At 38.1% G+C, this 18,770-nt stretch carries 20 protein-coding genes; 4 read left to right on the top strand and 16 right to left on the bottom strand.

Annotation, left to right across the window (positions count from 1 at the left end):
- Window positions 1-62: 62 nt before the first annotated feature.
- The 3 genes from HDE70_RS25935 to HDE70_RS25925 are packed head-to-tail and all read right to left on the bottom strand — an operon-like array spanning window position 63 to window position 2,523.
- Entirely contained in the window at window positions 63-911 is an 849-nt protein-coding gene (locus tag HDE70_RS25935) for a 4-hydroxy-3-methylbut-2-enyl diphosphate reductase (RefSeq protein WP_183868788.1), read from the bottom strand.
- Window positions 912-971: 60 nt separating this feature from the next.
- Entirely contained in the window at window positions 972-2,012 is a 1,041-nt protein-coding gene (locus tag HDE70_RS25930; protein ID WP_183892268.1) for a glycosyltransferase family 2 protein, read from the bottom strand.
- A gap of 1 nt (window position 2,013) precedes the next feature.
- Entirely contained in the window at window positions 2,014-2,523 is a 510-nt protein-coding gene (locus tag HDE70_RS25925) for a phosphoribosyltransferase family protein (RefSeq protein WP_183868784.1), read from the bottom strand.
- Window positions 2,524-2,655: 132 nt separating this feature from the next.
- On the opposite strand from HDE70_RS25925, the gene HDE70_RS25920 reads away from it, so the two are divergent.
- Window positions 2,656-3,369, top strand: coding sequence for a head GIN domain-containing protein (locus tag HDE70_RS25920; RefSeq protein WP_183892267.1), 714 nt, complete (start codon window positions 2,656-2,658; stop codon window positions 3,367-3,369).
- 74 nt (window positions 3,370-3,443) lie between these two features.
- Here HDE70_RS25920 and HDE70_RS25915 read toward each other — a convergent pair whose 3' ends face one another.
- From HDE70_RS25915 to kbl, 7 genes are all read right to left on the bottom strand, one after another.
- Complete coding sequence (locus HDE70_RS25915; protein ID WP_183868780.1) at window positions 3,444-3,842, bottom strand: hypothetical protein; 399 nt, start codon at window positions 3,840-3,842, stop codon at window positions 3,444-3,446.
- A 5-nt stretch (window positions 3,843-3,847) separates the two neighbouring features.
- Window positions 3,848-5,263 (bottom strand): 23S rRNA (uracil(1939)-C(5))-methyltransferase RlmD, encoded by a 1,416-nt coding sequence (gene rlmD / locus HDE70_RS25910; protein ID WP_183892266.1) that lies wholly within the window; start codon window positions 5,261-5,263, stop codon window positions 3,848-3,850.
- Between the two features lie 147 nt (window positions 5,264-5,410).
- A complete protein-coding gene (locus HDE70_RS25905) occupies window positions 5,411-5,527 on the bottom strand; it encodes a phenylalanyl-tRNA synthetase subunit alpha (protein ID WP_183868776.1) in 117 nt (38 codons plus the stop codon).
- 101 nt (window positions 5,528-5,628) lie between these two features.
- Window positions 5,629-6,204, bottom strand: coding sequence for a TetR/AcrR family transcriptional regulator (locus HDE70_RS25900; RefSeq protein WP_068406893.1), 576 nt, complete (start codon window positions 6,202-6,204; stop codon window positions 5,629-5,631).
- Window positions 6,204-6,629, bottom strand: a complete 426-nt coding sequence (locus HDE70_RS25895; RefSeq protein ID WP_183892265.1) for a hypothetical protein — start codon at window positions 6,627-6,629, stop codon at window positions 6,204-6,206. The genes HDE70_RS25900 and HDE70_RS25895 overlap by 1 nt, the downstream gene beginning before the upstream one ends.
- Before the next feature lie 9 nt (window positions 6,630-6,638).
- Window positions 6,639-7,679 carry a phenylalanine--tRNA ligase subunit alpha gene (pheS, locus tag HDE70_RS25890; RefSeq protein ID WP_409339011.1) on the bottom strand — a complete coding sequence of 347 codons (1,041 nt, stop codon included), beginning with the start codon at window positions 7,677-7,679 and terminating at the stop codon, window positions 6,639-6,641.
- Between the two features lie 128 nt (window positions 7,680-7,807).
- The gene (kbl, locus tag HDE70_RS25885) at window positions 7,808-8,998 is read right to left on the bottom strand and encodes a glycine C-acetyltransferase (RefSeq protein ID WP_183868771.1); all 1,191 of its coding nucleotides are present in this window, start codon (window positions 8,996-8,998) and stop codon (window positions 7,808-7,810) included.
- A 265-nt stretch (window positions 8,999-9,263) separates the two neighbouring features.
- On the opposite strand from kbl, the gene HDE70_RS25880 reads away from it, so the two are divergent.
- The 3 genes from HDE70_RS25880 to HDE70_RS25870 all read left to right on the top strand — a co-directional run bounded on the left by HDE70_RS25880 (window position 9,264) and on the right by HDE70_RS25870 (window position 11,408).
- Window positions 9,264-9,950 (top strand): XRE family transcriptional regulator, encoded by a 687-nt coding sequence (locus tag HDE70_RS25880; RefSeq protein ID WP_183868769.1) that lies wholly within the window; start codon window positions 9,264-9,266, stop codon window positions 9,948-9,950.
- A gap of 115 nt (window positions 9,951-10,065) precedes the next feature.
- Window positions 10,066-10,824: a type I methionyl aminopeptidase gene (map, locus tag HDE70_RS25875; RefSeq protein WP_183868767.1), complete on the top strand. Its 759-nt coding sequence runs from the start codon at window positions 10,066-10,068 to the stop codon at window positions 10,822-10,824.
- Between the two features lie 134 nt (window positions 10,825-10,958).
- Complete coding sequence (locus tag HDE70_RS25870; protein WP_183892264.1) at window positions 10,959-11,408, top strand: hypothetical protein; 450 nt, start codon at window positions 10,959-10,961, stop codon at window positions 11,406-11,408.
- A 388-nt stretch (window positions 11,409-11,796) separates the two neighbouring features.
- Here the strand turns inward: HDE70_RS25870 and HDE70_RS25865 are convergent, their stop codons facing one another.
- The 6 genes from HDE70_RS25865 to HDE70_RS25840 all read right to left on the bottom strand — a co-directional run bounded on the left by HDE70_RS25865 (window position 11,797) and on the right by HDE70_RS25840 (window position 18,623).
- Complete coding sequence (locus HDE70_RS25865; RefSeq protein ID WP_183868763.1) at window positions 11,797-12,711, bottom strand: bestrophin family protein; 915 nt, start codon at window positions 12,709-12,711, stop codon at window positions 11,797-11,799.
- 20 nt (window positions 12,712-12,731) lie between these two features.
- A complete protein-coding gene (locus HDE70_RS25860; protein ID WP_183892263.1) occupies window positions 12,732-14,270 on the bottom strand; it encodes a SulP family inorganic anion transporter in 1,539 nt (512 codons plus the stop codon).
- A 489-nt stretch (window positions 14,271-14,759) separates the two neighbouring features.
- Window positions 14,760-15,782 (bottom strand): GTPase ObgE, encoded by a 1,023-nt coding sequence (obgE, locus tag HDE70_RS25855; protein ID WP_183868759.1) that lies wholly within the window; start codon window positions 15,780-15,782, stop codon window positions 14,760-14,762.
- Window positions 15,783-15,858: 76 nt separating this feature from the next.
- Window positions 15,859-16,428 (bottom strand): adenylate kinase, encoded by a 570-nt coding sequence (locus tag HDE70_RS25850; RefSeq protein ID WP_183892262.1) that lies wholly within the window; start codon window positions 16,426-16,428, stop codon window positions 15,859-15,861.
- A 416-nt stretch (window positions 16,429-16,844) separates the two neighbouring features.
- Window positions 16,845-18,023, bottom strand: coding sequence for an MFS transporter (locus HDE70_RS25845; RefSeq protein WP_183892261.1), 1,179 nt, complete (start codon window positions 18,021-18,023; stop codon window positions 16,845-16,847).
- Window positions 18,024-18,065: 42 nt separating this feature from the next.
- On the bottom strand, window positions 18,066-18,623 hold the full coding sequence (locus HDE70_RS25840) for a TetR/AcrR family transcriptional regulator (RefSeq protein WP_183868753.1): 558 nt from the start codon (window positions 18,621-18,623) through the stop codon (window positions 18,066-18,068).
- Window positions 18,624-18,770 lie beyond the last annotated feature (147 nt).

Here is an 18,770-nt window from a genome sequence, read left to right as displayed (position 1 = left end):
TGCTTGATATGCCTTAGAACGGCTTTTGAATAATTACTTTTTAATGATGAACACCTTTTTAACTAAAAAGACTCCAGTTTGGCCTTAACTTTCTCCATCAGCCACATGGGTGTAGAGGTAGCTCCGCAAATACCAATTTTATCATTTACGCTAAACCAGCTCATATCCAGTTCCTCTATATTAGAGATAAAATAAGAGTGTTCATTGTATTTTTTACAAACGTCATAAAGGACTTTTCCGTTAGATGATTTTTTACCGGATACAAAAATGATCCTGTCATAGTTGACCACAAAGTTCTCCAGGTCTTCGTAACGGTTAGAGACTTGTCTGCAAATGGTATCATTGGCTTTCACTTCATATCCGCGGCTCAATAACTGCTCTTTGATGTGATAGAATTTATCTGTGCTTTTAGTGGTCTGACTGTAAAGGGTAAATTTACCGGGCAAATCTACATGATCAAGTTCTGCAAGATCCTGGAAAACGATAGCATTACCATCGGTTTGCCCTTGTAATCCGATCACTTCTGCATGGCCATGTTTTCCAAAGATTAAGATCTGCTCTTTATCGTCATACGAGTTTTTAATCCTGTTTTGCAGTTTTAAAACAACGGGACAGGAAGCATCAATTAAAATCAGGTCATTTTCCAGTGCCAGCTGATAGGTGGAAGGCGCTTCTCCATGTGCTCTGATCAGTACTTTTTCATTGCGGAGCTGCTGTAATTGTTCATGGTCAATAATCCGCAAACCTTTATCAGTTAAGCGCTTTACTTCTTCGTCGTTGTGTACGATATCACCAAGGCAGTATAAATAGTCTTCTTCAGCTAAAATATCTTCAGCCATTTCTATAGCATATACTACCCCGAAACAGAATCCTGAGGCTTTATCTATCGTAACGGCTAAATCATATTTCATAGGTGTTGTTTTCAATTGATACTACAAAATTACGCAAAAAGAGTTTCATATCAATGTCAGTTATTTTTTGCGTGGCTGAAAGATCCTGATCGAAATTGCCTGTAGTAAGGAAATGACGAGAAAAAACATCTGGACGGGATGAAGCAGGACATTCCAGATGGCATTTTGTCCGGATAGAAAAGAGATCATAACCCTGCTCAGGAAAATAAGCCCGACCGGAAGGATCAGTAATCTGTAATCATAGTCAGCCAGGATATAAAGGGGGCCTCCTATAATCAATAGCAGGTATAAAAGGGCTACGAAGCTATTGTTCCCGAAATTCCTGAGCAGGCGCTGACCTGTTTTCTTAATTAAATCGTTTTGGTCTTCAGACACATAACTATAAATCAATTTATTTCCAACCAGCGTTTCTGCTTTAAGTTTTTCTTGTTTAACGGCTTTAACGATTTCCAGTGCTTCGGGCATCTCTCCTTTTAGCCTGCGGTGCCATTCGTATTTTTTATAGACCGCAGCATCAAAAAACATGCATTGATTTGTTCCCGCGGAAAACGCAGGACTGGAAAAAAGACGGATGAGCCTTAGCGGGATTAAATTCAGGAGTACAAAATTATTGAGCGGCAGCAAACAGTAATTGAAAAATCCATTAATAGATTGGGTAGGAATGATGTTAAGGAGCGTCAGGTTAAAAACTTTGGTCCGGTAAATCAGACTATTGATCAATCCATCACAAATGATGGTATGGGTACCTAGAAATAGAAAGTAATCACCGGTGGCCTCATCTTCGGCTGCACCTGTTTTCTGCTTCCTGAAGTTAAAGCGATGGTCGGCTGCACAGAAACTGGCCAGCTCTGCCGACTGGTCTGCATTTTCATTGCGCTGGATAATGACTTCGATGTCGTAGTAGTCTTGTGCTTTAAGTGTGTGGAGCAGTTCCAGTAAAACTGAGGTATCGGGCGCAGCTTCAATCAATATCGATACCTTGTCATCGAAGTGCCTGCCGTAAATGCCCAGTTTAGGGTTAGACAGGAAATTAAATAAGGTTACAGAGAACCGAAGGACAAGGAAAATAAGAATGATATAGATTGTAGTGAGTATAAGCATACTAGCTTAAATAAACACCATCCTCCTGCCCTGCTACATCAAGGACTACATCTACATGCTCTTTTAATACTGTAGCCATCTGCAAACCTACGAAATCGGTCGCTACCGGGTATATTTTATGACTCCTGTCTACCAGTACCACGGTACGGATCTTTTTATGCGGGGTATTCAGAAATACGCCAAAACCGTAAGCCAGGGTTTTTCCGCTATTTAATACATCATCAACCAGGATAATCACTTTATTTTTCACTTTAGCTGGTTCCAGATCAGTTGTTGCTTTAAGGCAGCTGTTCTCTTTTTCCAGATCAATTCTAAGCATAGTCACCGTCAGCTCAGAGATTTCCTCCAAAACAGCTTTCAGTCTGAGGGCAAGTTTATAGCCTCTGTCCCATATGCCTGCAAGTACAATTTCCTTCTCATTTAAATTGTCCTCCAGGATCTGATAAGCCATACGGTTAATTTTCTGCTGAATCTGTTTTTTATCTAAAATAAGTAATTGTGAATCGGCCATCTAAATTATGATTGTTTTAAGGGACAAAAAGAAGGATTTATTATCTCAACCAAATATCAGAAAAATAATTTCAAAATGGTGCAACGTTTACAAGGTCTGTGCGTCTAATTTGTATAAACCAATAAAACTAAGATGATGAAGTCGAATTTTTTACTCAAACCAACACTGCTTTTACTGATCACTGCTTCTTTCAGTGCATTTACTTTAAAAGCTCAGGATACTAAAAACATAGCTTTAAGTAATGTTTCGGGGGTAAGTGTCCATGCAGGAATTGATTTATTTATTACCCAGGGCAATACGGAGTCTGCTAAAATTGTAGCCAATAAAGATTTTATCAACGAAGTCGTTGTAGAAAACAATGGAGGAAATGTAAAAGTGACCTGGAAAGAAAATCATGGTTCAAATTTTATGAAAAATAAAAGCGCCAAGGTGTATATCACTTATAAAACGCTAAATAGTATTGCTGCGAGCAGTGGAAGTTCTTTAAAAACTGAAAACACTTTAAAAACTGGTTCGCTTGATGTTAAGATTTCTTCGGGTGCAAGTCTGAATGCGAGTATTGCTTGTAAAGACCTTCAGATCAAAGCGAGCAGCGGTGCTTCCTCTTCTTTTTCCGGAACAGCTTCCAATCTGGATGTTAAAGCAAGTTCTGGCGCTGGTGTGAAAGCTTTAGACCTAAAAACTGACTACGCAAATGCAACGGCGAGTTCTGGTGGGGATATTGAAATCAATGTGGCAAAAGCACTGGAAACGACTTCAAGCAGTGGTGGTAGTATCAATTATAAAGGAGGGGCAAGTTTAAAAAACAACTCTTCCAGAAGTGGTAATGTGAACAGGATCAATTAATTTTTGAGTTTTTAAAAGCAAACCCCTGACCTATTGCCATTGGTCAGGGGTTTTTTATTGATTTTATATTTTTATTACTTTTTATAAGGGTAAAATATGAAATTGGCCCCTTCAGGAACAATGACAAATACACACATAAAGTCTTCTGGCTTTTTATAATTCTTCAGGAAGAGTTCTTTAAGCTCAGGTTTTATGATCCCTTTTTCTATAAATTCTTCTACCATCGAAGCCTGGATATTCCAATTGGTATTCAGTTCTTCTTTGTTTAAAATCATTTCTCCTATAGATACGGTATGCTGGTGGGCTACGAATATCGGATTCAGAGATACGCCTTCAGCAATAATCTCTAATGCAATTTCCCTGATAGATTCTGCATAAAGTTCCAGATCCTTTTCCAGGCTAACTAGCGGGCTAACCTTTTTCTCAGTTTTCCCTTCTTCAGGCTGTTGAGGCAATAACTCTTCTATATCCATATTATTTATTTGATCAGATTTAATAAAACTACGTTCTCCACGTGTTGTGTATGCGGGAACATGTCAACCGGTTTAATACGGCTTACTTCATATTTCTCTTTCAGTAAAGCCAGATCTCTTGCTTGTGTGGCTGCGTTACAGCTTACATAAACGATTTTCTCTGCTTCCATTTCTAATAATCTTTCTACGACATCGGTATGCATTCCTGCGCGCGGCGGATCAGTAATCACTACATCCGGTTTACCGTGTGCTGCAATAAAGTCTGTAGTCAGAATATCTTTCATGTCACCTGCATAGAAAACAGTGTTTTCAATACCATTCAATTCTGAGTTGAATTTGGCATCTTCTATAGCTGTTGGTACATATTCTACACCGATAACCTGTTTTACACTACCTGCAATAAAGTTGGCGATTGTTCCTGCACCTGTGTAAAGGTCATAAACTAATTCATCACCTTTAAAGCCTGCAAATTCTTTAGTGATTTTATAGAGTTCGTGTGCTTGCAGTGAGTTGGTCTGGTAAAATGATTTCGCTCCGATCTTAAATTTAAGCCCGTTCATTTCTTCGAAGATGTAGTCTCTTCCTGCATAGGTGATCACATCCTGATCAAATATAGTATCGTTCTTTTTCTGATTAAGAATGTAAAGCAGGGAAGTTATTTCAGGGAAATTAACTTTCAGGTGCTCCATTAATCCGTTCACTTGTTCTGGTTCTGCATAAGCAAAAACAACTACAACCATAACTTCTCCTGTAGAAGAGGTACGGATGATCAGGTTTCTCAGGCTTCCTTCGTGGTTACGGAGGTCATAAAAGCTTAAGTGATTTTTAAGGGCATAGGCCCTTACTTCATTTCTTAAGGTATTTGATGGTTCTGCTTGCAGGTAGCAGTGTTGAATATCAAGAATTTTATCAAAACGTAACGGAACGTGGAAACCAAGTGCATTCATTTCCAGATCGTCACGGTCTGTCATATCCTGCGCGTTTAACCAGCGTTTGTTAGAGAAAGTATATTCAAGTTTATTACGGTAATATTTATTTTCAGCAGAACCTAAAATTGGTTCCATTGAGGAAGTATCTACTTTTGCAAGACGCTGTAGTGCTGCTTCAACGTTCTTTTGTTTGAAGTGCAGTTGTGCATCATATTGCATGTGTTGCCATTTACAGCCTCCACAAGTACCAAAATGCTCGCAGAATGGATCTGTCCGCAGGTCTGAAGCGGTATGCAGTGTTTCAATTACTGCTTCTGCAAAATTCTTTTTCTTTTTTACGATTTTGACATCAACGATATCACCTGGTACGGCTTTATCTACAAACACAACTAATTCATCTGCTTTGGCTACTCCTTTGCCTTCTTCAGCAATATCAATTATACTTAAATTGGGCAGGATGGTAACCGTTCCAGCTTTTCTATTTCTACTCATTCTGCTGCAAAGCTAAAACTTGTATTTAACAGTTCCTATTTTTTTTAGCTTCCTGAATAGTAAGATGATAAATTTACAACGGATAATCAGGGCACAATGATTTTATCCGGATATAATTATACCCATCAGCGTGGTGAAATTGACTGTTCAGCCCCCAATTCCGAAAATCTTCAGGATAATTCCTAAAAGACCTCCGTCAAGGTTAAAGCTGACATCGAATTTCTCTTCTACCAGAATGGTAATTTCTAAAACCTCTTTGCTCATTGTAGTGATGTTACAAAGTAAATATAGAGGTTTATATACCGAAAACCAAATTGGTATACACGCTTGATATTAATAAATTATAAACAATTTATACGTTGGGCCTAAAGTGCGGCTTTAACCAGAAAGGGCAGCATTTCTTTTTGGAAGCTGACAAAGTTCTTGCGAACGTCTGAGTCGCTTACAGAGGTAAAGGCAAAAGAGAAGACTATGCTTTTACTTGCTTTCAATAAGAACGCAAGTCCTTCTCTTCTGGATGGGTTATTTTTGAAATGATCCAGGCCAAGGTAGGCGGAAAGCAGTAAGGATTCCAGCTGGTCTGAAAGATGTTTAAGGAACTCTTGTGAATTGGCATTTTCCCTGACAAAATCCCACCCGATAAATTCGTTGCAAACGGTATAGGTGAGCCGGCAGGTTTTCATGACCAAAGCTTTCAGGTGTTCTTCTTCATCAACAAACTGCGCTTTGTTTTTTAATATTTCATGTAAATTAAGGTCAAGGTAATCCATCAGAATAGCATCTAATACTTGTTCCTTGCTTTCGAAATATTTATAAATGGTTGCTTTGGCGATTCTTGCCTTTTTTGCAATCTCATTTACGCTGGTCTTATGATAACCATATTTCCTGAATAGTTCTTTGGCAGCTCTAATGATGCTCTCTTTAATTTTTTCTGGTTCCATCAATTAGTGACTCGGTAACTGTTATTTCCTGAAATGGTTATATTATATGTTCTCAATGCTATTTTAGCAGGTGCTTTTGTTGGGGTGCCATCTATCAATGAGAATTTTGAACCTGAGCATGGATCAACTACATTATAGGGATTTTCTATGGTCACTGCACACCTGTTTTCAGGATTTACAGTACTGCAACGGTCATAGGCTTTATAACTATAGCCCCCACTACCATCAAGACTTACATTGTAGGCAATGATCACTCCTGCAACCCCTCCATCAATTAAAATTGCACCCTTCGCTTTCAGATCTGATAACTGTCCTGGAGTAAAGAAACCGATAATATCAACACCTACGTTAGGCACCATATTGGTCTGCTTTCCACACGAGGAAAATAAAAAAAGTACGAAAAGAAGGCCTGCAATTTTTCTCATAGATAAGGGTTAAATCAACGAAGTTTTAAATTGTTTCAGGAAACGCTGATCGTTTTCTGAGAACAAGCGTAAGTCTTTGATCTCAAATTTTAAGTTTGCAATACGCTCGATACCCATACCGAAAGCGAAACCGCTATATTTTTTACTGTCAATACCACAGTTTTCCAATACATTAGGATCTACCATACCACAACCCAGTATTTCTACCCAGCCGCTATATTTACACAATTGACAACCTGCTCCTTTACAAATGGTACAAGAAATATCCATTTCCGCAGAAGGTTCTGTGAAAGGGAAATAAGAAGGGCGGAAACGTACTTTAGTACCTTCACCGTATAATTCCTGTACGAAATAGAACAAGGTTTGTTTTAAATCTGCGAAGGATACATTCTCATCCACATACAATCCTTCTACCTGGTGGAAGAAACAGTGTGCTCTGGCTGAGATCGCTTCATTACGATAAACACGGCCTGGCATTAATGCTCTGAAAGGCGGTTTCCCGGCTTCCATCATTCTCACCTGTACCGAAGAAGTGTGTGTTCTTAATGCGATATCTCCATGCTCTCCGCCTTTTTTGATAAAAAAGGTATCCTGCATATCTCTTGCCGGGTGTTCTTCAGGAAAGTTTAAGGCAGAAAAGTTATGCCAGTCGTCTTCTATTTCAGGTCCTTCGGCTACAACAAATCCAAGTTTACTGAAAATATCAACAATCTCTCTTCTGACTAAAGCCAGCGGGTGACGGGCACCTACTTCAAAGCCTGCACCAGGAAGTGTTAAGTCTAGGCCAGCATCTTTTCTGCTCAGTTCTGTAGTGTCTTGTTCTTTAAGTGCCTGATACTTTGCTTCCGCAAGTTGTTTAAACTCGTTTAGTACCTTTCCCAGTGTTCTCTTTTCTTCCGGAGATACAGCCTTAAATTCATCAAAAATATCTTTTATAATTCCCTTAGTTCCAAGGAATTTTATTCTGAACTGTTCTAATTCGTCTGCATTTTCCGTAGAAAAAGCATTTATTTCCGTAGTATATTCTGTAATCTTAGCTTGCAACATGATGCCAAATATACAGCTATTTCATTAATATCTTAATAACGGGCAAATGCGAATTATTTTTGATGCTAAAATAAGAAACCGCCATTCCCTGAACAGGAATGGCGGCTGATCTTTAGTCTATCCGGAATGAACTAAGAGATTACTTTTAATTCTTTACCTACTTTAATAAAAGCAGCAATTGCTTTGTCTATATGGTGTTGTTCATGACCCGCAGAAAGCTGTACTCTGATACGCGCTTTACCCTGAGGAACAACAGGATAGTAGAATCCAATTACATAAATGCCTTCTTCCAGCATTTTTGCTGCAAATTCTTGTGCAAGTTTAGCGTCATATAACATCACTGGCACAATTGGATGAATACCTTCTTTGATATCAAATCCTGCTTCTGTCATTTTCTGACGGAAATAAAGGGTGTTGTGCTCTAATTTATCTCTTAGTGCTGTACTTTCATTTAACAGCTCCAATACGGCAACTGAAGCACCTGCAATTGCAGGAGCCAGTGTATTAGAGAATAAATAAGGTCTTGAACGCTGACGAAGCATATCAATAATTTCCTTTTTTCCTGCTGTAAAACCTCCGGAAGCACCACCCAGTGCTTTACCTAAAGTACCTGTAATAATATCTATTCTATCGATTACGCCACAATGTTCATGAGTTCCTCTTCCTGTTTTCCCCATAAATCCGGAACAGTGAGATTCATCAATCATCACAAGCGCTTCATATTTATCTGCTAAATCACAAATCTTATCTAGTTGTGCAATTGTTCCATCCATCGAGAATGCACCATCTGTAACGATAATACGGTGACGACAGGAAGCTGCTGCTTTTAACTGCTCTTCCAGGTCTGCCATATCACTATGTTTATAACGGAAACGTTTTGCTTTACATAAACGCACACCGTCAATGATAGAGGCATGGTTCAGTTCGTCAGAGATAATCGCATCCTGATCGTTAAACAAGGGTTCAAAGACTCCTCCATTGGCATCAAAAGCTGCTGCATATAATATAGTATCTTCGGTACCTAAGAATTCAGATAGTTTTTGCTCTAATTCTTTATGTACATCCTGAGTTCCACAGATAAAACGGACAGAAGACATTCCGTAACCATATTTATCAATTGCAGCTTTCGCAGCAGCAGTTACTCTTGGATCTGAAGACAATCCCAGGTAGTTATTGGCGCAAAAATTCACCACTTCCTGACCAGTACTTACTTTGATATCAGCTCCCTGAGGAGTGATGATTACTCTTTCCCGTTTGTATAACCCGTCTTTTTCTATTTGTTCTAATTCCTGTTGAAGAACAGGTTGCAGTGTTTTATACATATATGCTAGTTATTTGATGCATCCAAAGTTATAAAAATATCAATTTAGAAGCTGTTTAATTTTAGTCTTCTCCCCTGTTCATCGCTAAAACTTAAAATAAGGGTTGTATCCGTGTTAAATTAACAATAATGTTTAAATAATAATTCAGGCAGCATACTTTAAAAGAATTTTATTTCTTATCTTGCAATAAATTATAAATTAAGGATAATTTAGCTTAACTTTATAATCTGCAATAAATTAACAATTAATTATCCCAATTAGATAAATGACTGATAATCAAAGACAACATTTCGGCCCCAGATTGAAAGAAATCAGGTTAGCAAAGAAAATGACGCTTCAGGAATTCTACAGCCCGATAGCTAAACACGTAAACAACTTCTCGCCTATAGAAAATGGCTCGAGAATGATAGGTAAAAGGCTATCGGAAGATGTGATCAGGTATTATCATATCAATGAAAGCTGGCTGGCCACAGGTGTGGGAAAAATATATTCAACAGATGAACTGCTTAAAGAGACAAATCAGTTAAATACTGACCCTGAGGAAGGTGTGCCTTACATTAATGTGAATCCTTCAGATTTCTCATCAGGAGAGCTTAACTTTTTAAAAGAAAAGCCAGAGTATTATGTGAATTTCCGTCCTTTTAATGATTGTGATGCTTATCTGCCTGTCTATGGGGATAGTATGTTCCCGAAATATTCAAGCGGAGAGATCATTGCCATCAGAGAAGTCGTGAACAAAGACATTATCCAATGGGGAGAGGCTTATTTAATTATGGCAGACGAAAGTGCGAACAGTATTACGACTGTAAAATTATTATTCGAGCATGATACACCGGGGAAGATTATTCTGCGTGCGGCAAATTCAGATTATAAAGGAGATACGATCCTGGATAAACAAGCTATTAACCGGTTATTCATTGTCAAAGGAAAGATTACCAGAAATCAGTTGTAGGCTATGGTTAGTATGGCTTCGACTGGTTATGGGACAATTGTCTATTTAGTCTTCAAAGAGAATTATTGTATCTTTGCAGGTATCAGGTATACTGTTAACTAAAATAGACGACTATATGTCAATCACATCAGCAGATGAATTATTAGGAATGCAACGGGTAAGTGACGCTGTTGCAAATACACTCAGACAAATGCGCGAATTCGCCCAGCCAGGTATATCAACTAAAGAGCTGGATGAATTCGGAGGGAAAATATTAGCTGATTATGGCGCGAAGTCTGCTCCAAAATTAACTTATGGATTTCCGGGATGGACTTGTATCAGCATTAATAACGAGGCTGCACATGGTATTCCATCTGAAGAAAAAATACTTGCGAATGGTGATCTGGTTAATATAGATGTATCTGCTGAACTGGATGGTTTCTGGGCAGACAATGGCGGTTCTTTTGTATTGGGAGAAGATATAAATAATCATCAGCCGTTAGTGGATGCTTCTAAGGATATCCTTTATAAAGCAATCAGCAAGATTAAAGGTGGTGTTAAGATTGCCGATATAGGCAGGTTAATAGAAACTGAAGCTAGAAAACAGGGTTTTACTGTGATCCGTAATTTAGCCGGTCATGGTGTTGGACGCAGTCTGCATGAAGCACCGGATTGTATTTTGAACTGCTATGATAAATACAATACACAAAGGTTTAAGAAAAACTCAACTGTTGCTATAGAAACTTTTATCGCTACAACTTCAAGCATGGCTATTGAACAGGCTGATGGCTGGACTTTGAAAGGAAATAAAGGCGGCTTTGTTGCTCAGCATGAGCATACTATATTAGTAACAGATGGGGTTCCTGAAATTCTGACCAGCGCTAATAAAATATAATTAGAATATTTAGGTTTTTAGATAAAAAGGGATGCATTCTTTAGGAGTGCATCCCTTTTTTTTGGACTTTCACTATTAATGAATGAATATTCTATCTTGAGAGAAAAATAACGAAAGAATTTAATCAGAAAATTATGGGTTTTTCAAAAGCGGTAATCGCTATTAAAGGAAATCATCTTGATCATTTAGAAAAGGTTGCTGCTATTTTGAATTATTTTGACGGAGTTGATGATCAGGAAGTACTGGAAGAATTATCAGCAACAGCAAAATATGAAAATGACTGGACTTTAATCGGGGACGCAGAGATGGTTTATGTAGTTGAGGATGATTTGATCGGAGAATTATCACAGGAACTGAATACTGCGGTATATACATTTACTGTACAGACAGCTTCTGCAAGTTATGGTTTTAGTTATTTCCAGGGAGATAAGAATCGGGTCTTCTTAGTCGAAGATGGCGAGATCATTACTGATGAAGGAGAAAGTATTCCTATCGAAAAAGATCAGAAGATCAGCGAATATATTGGTGAAGAAGATATTGTAGCTATAACAGGAAAATTGGGCATTAGTCTGGAAGAAGCGTAAAACAAGAAAGGGATGTTCCATCCAGACACATCCCTTTTCTAACCAAATATAAACCTGTATGAACGGGTTTTTCTTTTCTGTATCTGAAACAGATACACATTATTATCTATCTAAAAATTGAGCCAGTTTAAGAATCTGCTTATTTCTTCTGTATTAAAGGGGAAACAGTCACTAACTGACCTGATTATGAACGAATTCGTATGATTACGAGGTCTAAAATGACCTGTTTACTACTCAAATGTCGCTAAAACAATCAGTTCCTGTCTGATAATTAACAATTTTTAACAATAGCTCTTAGCCAATCGCAATTACCATAGGAAATCGAAGAATTAAACGCTGCTCAAAACCAATTATTGTGATTATTATGCAGAAATAGTACGTAATGACATTAGTTCAATATATAATCCTTTTCAGGTATTGGTGTTTTAAGTTTACGCTCAGAAAGTTCCAATAAGGTATTTTCTATCATCCTGCAAAGTGAATTCAGCGCAAGGTCATTTGGCTCTAATCCAAAGGGATCTTCCAGCTCATCCGCAACAGCTTCTAAAGCAACAAAAGTATAGGCTATGAAAGAGACTATAACAGGCATCATCCAGCCCAGACTATCTACAAAACCAAATGGTAATAAAAAACAGTAGATATAAACAGTACGATGAAGCAATACTTTATAAGTATATGGGATTGGTGTACTGGCTATTCGCTCGCACCCTCCTAAAATATTTGATAATTCACTTAAATTATGGTCGAAACTGACTGTAAGAATGGAATCAAACTCACCTTTTAACCGCTGCTTTTTCACCCAAAGCCCCATTTCTTTGATCAGCATTGCAGGTTTGTAAACTGCGGGCTTCAGCTGATCAGCTAAGTTCTGACCTGAAATTTCAGCTATATCATTTGTAGCATCTGTATGACGTAATTGATGCTTCAGTGCATAAGTAAATGAAATCAGCAAGTCTACAAAAGTGTTGACCTCTTTGGCATCTGCTGTTTGAACAAGAGTCTGTGCTTGCCGGGTTAAAGAGCGTGTGGTATTCAATAGTGATCCCCACAACTTTCTGCCTTCCCAAAACCGGTCGTAACTCACATTATTTCTAAAACCAAAGAAGATGGCAAGTGCGATTCCAAAAAGTGTAAAAGGTCCTGGGTTCAGCTGTATTTTATAATTAAAAAATGAGCCACGGAAGTAGACTATGACAATAGAAATCAATAACAAGAGCGACAATCGAAAAAGAATCTGAGGTAACACAGATCCTTTCCAGATGAAAAGCATTCTTAGCCAGTTTTCCTTTTTCCTGATTATCATAAGTTCTGATTTTAATTTTTCTATTTTCTATCTGTTGCAATCAAGTAATTCGGATCCTCCAGAATATTAACTTCAATTACCGCTGCCGCATCTTGTAATAAACTCCTGCAATCTGCACTCAGATGCCGCAATTGCAAAGTTTTATTAGCTTCAAAATACCTTTTTGTTAATTTATGAATAGCATCTATGGCAGACATATCTGCTATCCTGCTTTCTTTAAAGTCTATCACTACCTGCTCCGGATCTGAAGAAACATTAAACTGTTCAGTAAACGTAGTAACCGATCCAAAAAACAAGGGGCCAAATAACTCGTAATGCATCACTCCTGCCGGATCTGTATATTTTTTGACACGTATACGTTTAGAATTATCCCAGGCAAAAAAGAGCGCTGAAAGAATTACTCCAATCAACACAGCCAATGCCAGGTTATGCAACCAAACCGTAATTCCAGCCACCATGATCCCTACAAAAATATCCTGTTTAGGCATTTTGTTTATAATCCTGAAACTCATCCACTCAAAAGTGCCTATCGCAACCATAATCATTACCCCTACCAGCGCGGCCATGGGTACTCTTTCAATAATTGGTGCACCCCAGATAATGATGATCAGAATAGTAAAAGCGGCGACGATTCCCGATAAGCGCGCTCTTGATCCTGCTGAAAGGTTAACCAGCGTCTGGGCAATCATCGGGCAACCTCCCATTCCAAAGAAGAAACCGTTTAATATATTAGCTCCACCTTGTGCAATACATTCCTTACTGCTGTTTCCTTTTGTTTCCGTAATTTCATCTACCAGGTTCAGTGTGAGCAACCCTTCTGTTAATCCTACACCTGCCATAATTAATGCAAATGGAAAGATGATACTTAGCGTATTCAGGTTAAAGGGCACCGAAGGAATATGAAAAGGAGGAAAACCACCACTTACCGCAGCAATATTCCTTACAATCTTAGTGTCAATGCCTAATGTCAATACGATAATAAATACAACGATTATAGCGACAAGTGAAGAAGGAACAGCTTTAGTTAGTTTAGGCAGTAAAATGACAATGGCTATAGTCAAGGCAACCAAACCGAGCATAATCCAAAGTGGGTTACCTGAAAGCCATGCTGAATGCCCGTTGATGACAGTTTTGAACTGTTCTATCTGCGACATAAAGATGATGATAGCAAGGCCGTTTACAAATCCAAACATTACGGGTTGAGGAACAAGCCTGATAAATTTGCCTAACTTAAAGATCCCTACCAATATTTGAAATACTCCAGCTAACGCAACCGCAGCAAAGACATATTCTATTCCATTAGATTTCATCAAGGCAATCAATACAATTACTGTAGCACCAGCACCTCCTGAAACCATACCTGGCCTGCCTCCAAAAACGGCAGTGAACAGTCCCATAATAAAGGCAGCATATAAGCCGGCCAGAGGCGGAAATCCACCAAGGATAGCAAAGGATAAGGATTCCGGTATCATAGTCATAGCGACCGTTAAACCGGCAAGAATTTCTACTTTATAATCAATCTTTTGGGTAAAATCGAAAAGATTTAGTTTTGACATCATTATCAGTCAAAGCTAATCAATAAAATTAAAATGATTAGCCAATAGCTCTTCAAGATTAAGGAAAAGCACGAGAAATTATAGAAGACAAATTATATTGCTCAGAAATGAGTTTTTGTCCTTTAATAGCGATGTTATGCTATGGGAAGTAAAGGCTGCCATTAAAAAATGGCAGCCTTTACTTAATAACTTTAGTAGACTGATTATGTGTATTCGGGTTGTGATTTTTTTTCTTGGTGATTTTGTAAGTTCCTAAAATTAGCATCGAAGCAGCTACTACTGTAAAAAGGAAATAAAATGATCTCTTATCCATACATTAAAAATTTAAATTGAAGATGTGCAAAACCTGTGCCTATTCTGATTTGCAGGAGAAATTCTATTCTGAATGAGAAGCGGAAGAATTAGAAGAGCAAATGGTAAGGCACTGATTGTTAACCCTAATTTAAAAATAATTAAGAATAATAACAAATAATTCAACAAAAATCAGAAAATTTATTTTGGCAAAGGAGAGGTCTGATCTGCATCAATCGCCTGCCAAATCATATCCTTTAACTCAACAAGCCCTTTTTGTGCAACTGAAGAAATAAATACAGAAGGAATATTTGCAGGAAGATCTTTCTTAATTTCTGCTACCAGCTCTTCATCCAGCATATCAGATTTAGTGATTGCCAATAAATGAGGTTTTTGCATTAACTCCGGATTGTAGTCGAGCAATTCTGATTTAAGAATTTCGTACTCTTCTGTGATCGTTCTGTTAGTATCAGCAGGAACCATAAATAAAAGCACAGAGTTACGTTCAATATGACGTAAGAAACGGTATCCTAAACCTTTTCCTTTTGATGCACCTTCAATAATACCAGGAATATCAGCCATTACGAATGATTTATTCGCACGGTAAGATACAATCCCCAGGTTAGGAACAAGTGTTGTAAAAGGATAATCAGCAATTTCAGGTTTAGCAGCTGAAACTACAGAAAGCAAAGTGGATTTTCCAGCATTAGGGAACCCAACTAAACCAACATCAGCTAAAACTTTTAATTCAAGCACCACCCATTGTTCAGTACCTGATTCTCCAGGCTGTGCGAAACGTGGTGTTTGCAGGGTAGAAGTTTTAAAATGCCAGTTTCCAAGACCTCCCCTGCCTCCTGCTGTCAGGATTTCAGTTTGTCCGTCTTCGGTAATTTCAAAAAGATCTTCTCCGGTTTCAGCATCTTTTGCGATAGTTCCAAGGGGAACATCAAGGTATTCATCTTTACCTGATTTACCTGTACTGGTAGAACTTGAACCAGGCCCGCCATCAGTAGCAAGAATGTGCTTGCGATATTTTAAGTGTAAAAGGGTCCAGAACTGAGCGTTCCCTCTCAGGATAATATGTCCGCCTCTACCACCATCACCACCATCCGGACCACCTGTTGAGGTCATCTTATCACGGTGTAAATGCGAAGATCCTGACCCTCCTTTTCCTGAACGGCAGCATATCTTAACATAATCTACAAAATTCGAACCCTGTGACATAACCTTTTATTTTTTCTTACTAATAGAAATAGCGGGAAGAACTTACATCCGTCCCGCTATTCATTATATTATTTAATTAATATTTATCAAGCACTTCGCACAACTCAGCAAAGATCTCATCGATCTGGCCTATGCCATTTACTTTTCTTAATTTGTTCTGTGCTTCATAATAAGGCAAAACATGAACTGTTTTGCTAAAATACTCATCAATACGCTTTTGTAACTTGTCTGCATGATCATCAACTCTGTTGGTTAATTTCTGACGTTCGGCAATCCGTTTTGTCAATTCAACCTGGTCAACGTCCAATGCAATTACAACTGCGATAGAACTTCCCTTACTTACTAAAAATTCATCTAGTGCTGCTGCCTGAGCTACTGTTCTCGGGAAACCGTCAAAGATAAATCCTTTAGCGTCAGGATTCTTATCTACTTCTTCTTCCAGCATAGCAATCGTAACCTCATCCGGGACAAGCTGTCCGTCCGCTATAAGCGCACTCACTTGTTTACCAAGCGGGCTTTGATTAGTGATGTGTGCTCTGAAAAGATCACCTGTAGAAATATGTATCAATTGATAACGATCAATCAATTTTTGTGATTGGGTGCCTTTACCTGCACCCGGTGGGCCAAAGAGAACAAAATTTAGCATTTGGGTTGTCTTTAAAATTTTAAAAGCCTTTCCGCAATTTGCTTAAGGCTTTTCAGTTGATTATGAGCTTCTAAAAAAAAGAGATTTAACCACTGAAAACAATTTATTTATTTTTGTTAATTTAAATCACATTAATCCCCGACTATATCCTCAGCAAAAGCACTGAACAAACAAGAAAAGGTTTAAGTTATAAATCAGCCTTAGTCAAAAAGACGAGCCTTTTGTTCCAATTGACCATTTTTCCTGAGAAGAATTCAGTGCCATTAACAAGAAAATTTCTCCTCTTTATTACAGGTAACTTTAAATCTTTTCAAGGCTGCAAATATATAATTATTAATTTACTATAGTTACTTTTTTTCAAAATACTACCGTGTATTAGCCCGCCGATTATCTTTCATTACCTCCATTTTATCAGGCTATAAGACCTGGGTTATTTCTTTATTTTTTAGCTTAGGAGACTCCAGCATTCTTTTAATCAACATCATTAATAATGCTGCCGCGCCAAAAGCAAACATGACCCAGGGTGTGCTGTGTATTCCATGGGCAGCAATGGAGAATCCGCCGATAGCCGTTCCAATTGAAATACCGAGGTTCCCAAAAGAAATTGATATGCTATTTGCAAATTCAGGTGCTTCTGGTGCAGTCTCTATCATGTATGCCTGAGAGGTCAGAAAACATGGGGTTTGTATGAATCCCCACACTGCTATGATGAGTACTGTAGCTACAGACATAGGCCCTGAAAAATAGATAGGTACAGTAATCACTATTAATGCGATCAGAAAAATTGCGGTTATCCGGGTAATATTTTTTGTTAATAATTTACCTGCAATATAATTCCCCAGGACACCTGTTACTCCGAATAGTAAAAGCATCAGGCTGATTGTCTGCTCATCCATTCCATTAACCTTGCTTAAATAATCAGCAAAATAGCTATAGGTACTAAAAATTGACCCGATCATTAAAAATGCAAATAGAGAACTGGCAATAAAAACAGGCTTTTTCAAGATCCGGAGCTGTGAACTATATGATTTTTTCTGCGCGACCGGCATCGATGGAAGCATTGTTATAATTGCGATAAGAACGGTTAAACTAATCACAGTCTGTACCATAAAGGAGGATTGCCAGTTATTAAAAAATCCGGCAATATAAGTTGCAAATGGCACTGTAGTAATCGTCGCAATTCCGATCCCTCCTATCACAATAGCCATCATTTGATGTGCATCTTTCCGATCTGCATGGGTGGTTGCCGCCGCAACAGCGGTTGAAACCAGTACAGGATGAAGAAAGGCTGGTAAAACCCTGACGAGCATTAACAGCCAGAATGGAGGCGCTAATGATGATATAACCCCGGTAAACAGGAATATAGACATGGTCAGGGCCATCAGATATTTCCGGTTATAACCAGATGCAAACATTGTCATAAAAGGGCCTGCCAGTGCAACAACCATTGCATAGGCACTTAATAACATACCTGCTTTATCAATACTGATCTGATAATAATCAGCGACCTGAGGAAGTATTCCAATTACACCAAACTCTGTTGTAATCATACCGATCAGGCTAAGGCAACCGATATAAGCTATTTTGTTCTTCATTAAATACTTTAATATGGAATAAACATTCCTTTTTTAATAGATTTAGTTTTTTACCGCGTCCCAGGCTGCCTGGATATAATTATCAATGGTCTCTTCCCTGAGCGCGATATAATTACTATGATGCAGTTTGACCAGGGACACGAGAGATCCACTTGTAAAGCCTATCCACTCTTTAATATCCCCATCTTTCATTAGTTGCTGTTTTTGACCATCGAGATAAACCTCATCCAGGTCTTTGAGGTATAAACTTCCATGATGCTTGGCTTTTGGATCAATTGCAGGGGAATAATAGAATTGTTCCAAAAACATGAAATCTAAAGGCTCAGAAAGGAAATAAGTCATCATTTTCTTCCATAAATAGACAAACCGTTGTTTAATCGAAAGGCTTTTATCATATCCTTCAGCAATTATGGAAGACTCTTTTGTCTTCAAGTGAAAGTATAACTCATTGATCAGAGCTTCTTTATTCGGAAAGTAATTATAGATAGCCCCCATCCCTGTGTCTGCTGCTTTAGCTATTTCTGACATGGGGGTTGATTCAATACCTTTTTGAACGATTAATTTCAGTGTGGCATTTAAGATTTGTTCTCTTTTATTCATAGGACATTCTCAATTGAGATTACAAATGTATTAAAAATGGAATATATATTCCATTTTTAATACATTTGATTGTTATTACTCTAATAATATGGATTAAAATACAGAGGCAGACCTTCAATCTTTTGTTATACAAACAATGGTTTTCTT

Source organism: Pedobacter cryoconitis, from assembly GCF_014200595.1.
Lineage (GTDB): Bacteria > Bacteroidota > Bacteroidia > Sphingobacteriales > Sphingobacteriaceae > Pedobacter > Pedobacter cryoconitis_C.
Note: the sequence above shows the minus strand (reverse complement) of the source record. Positions and strands in the feature narration are given on the sequence as shown.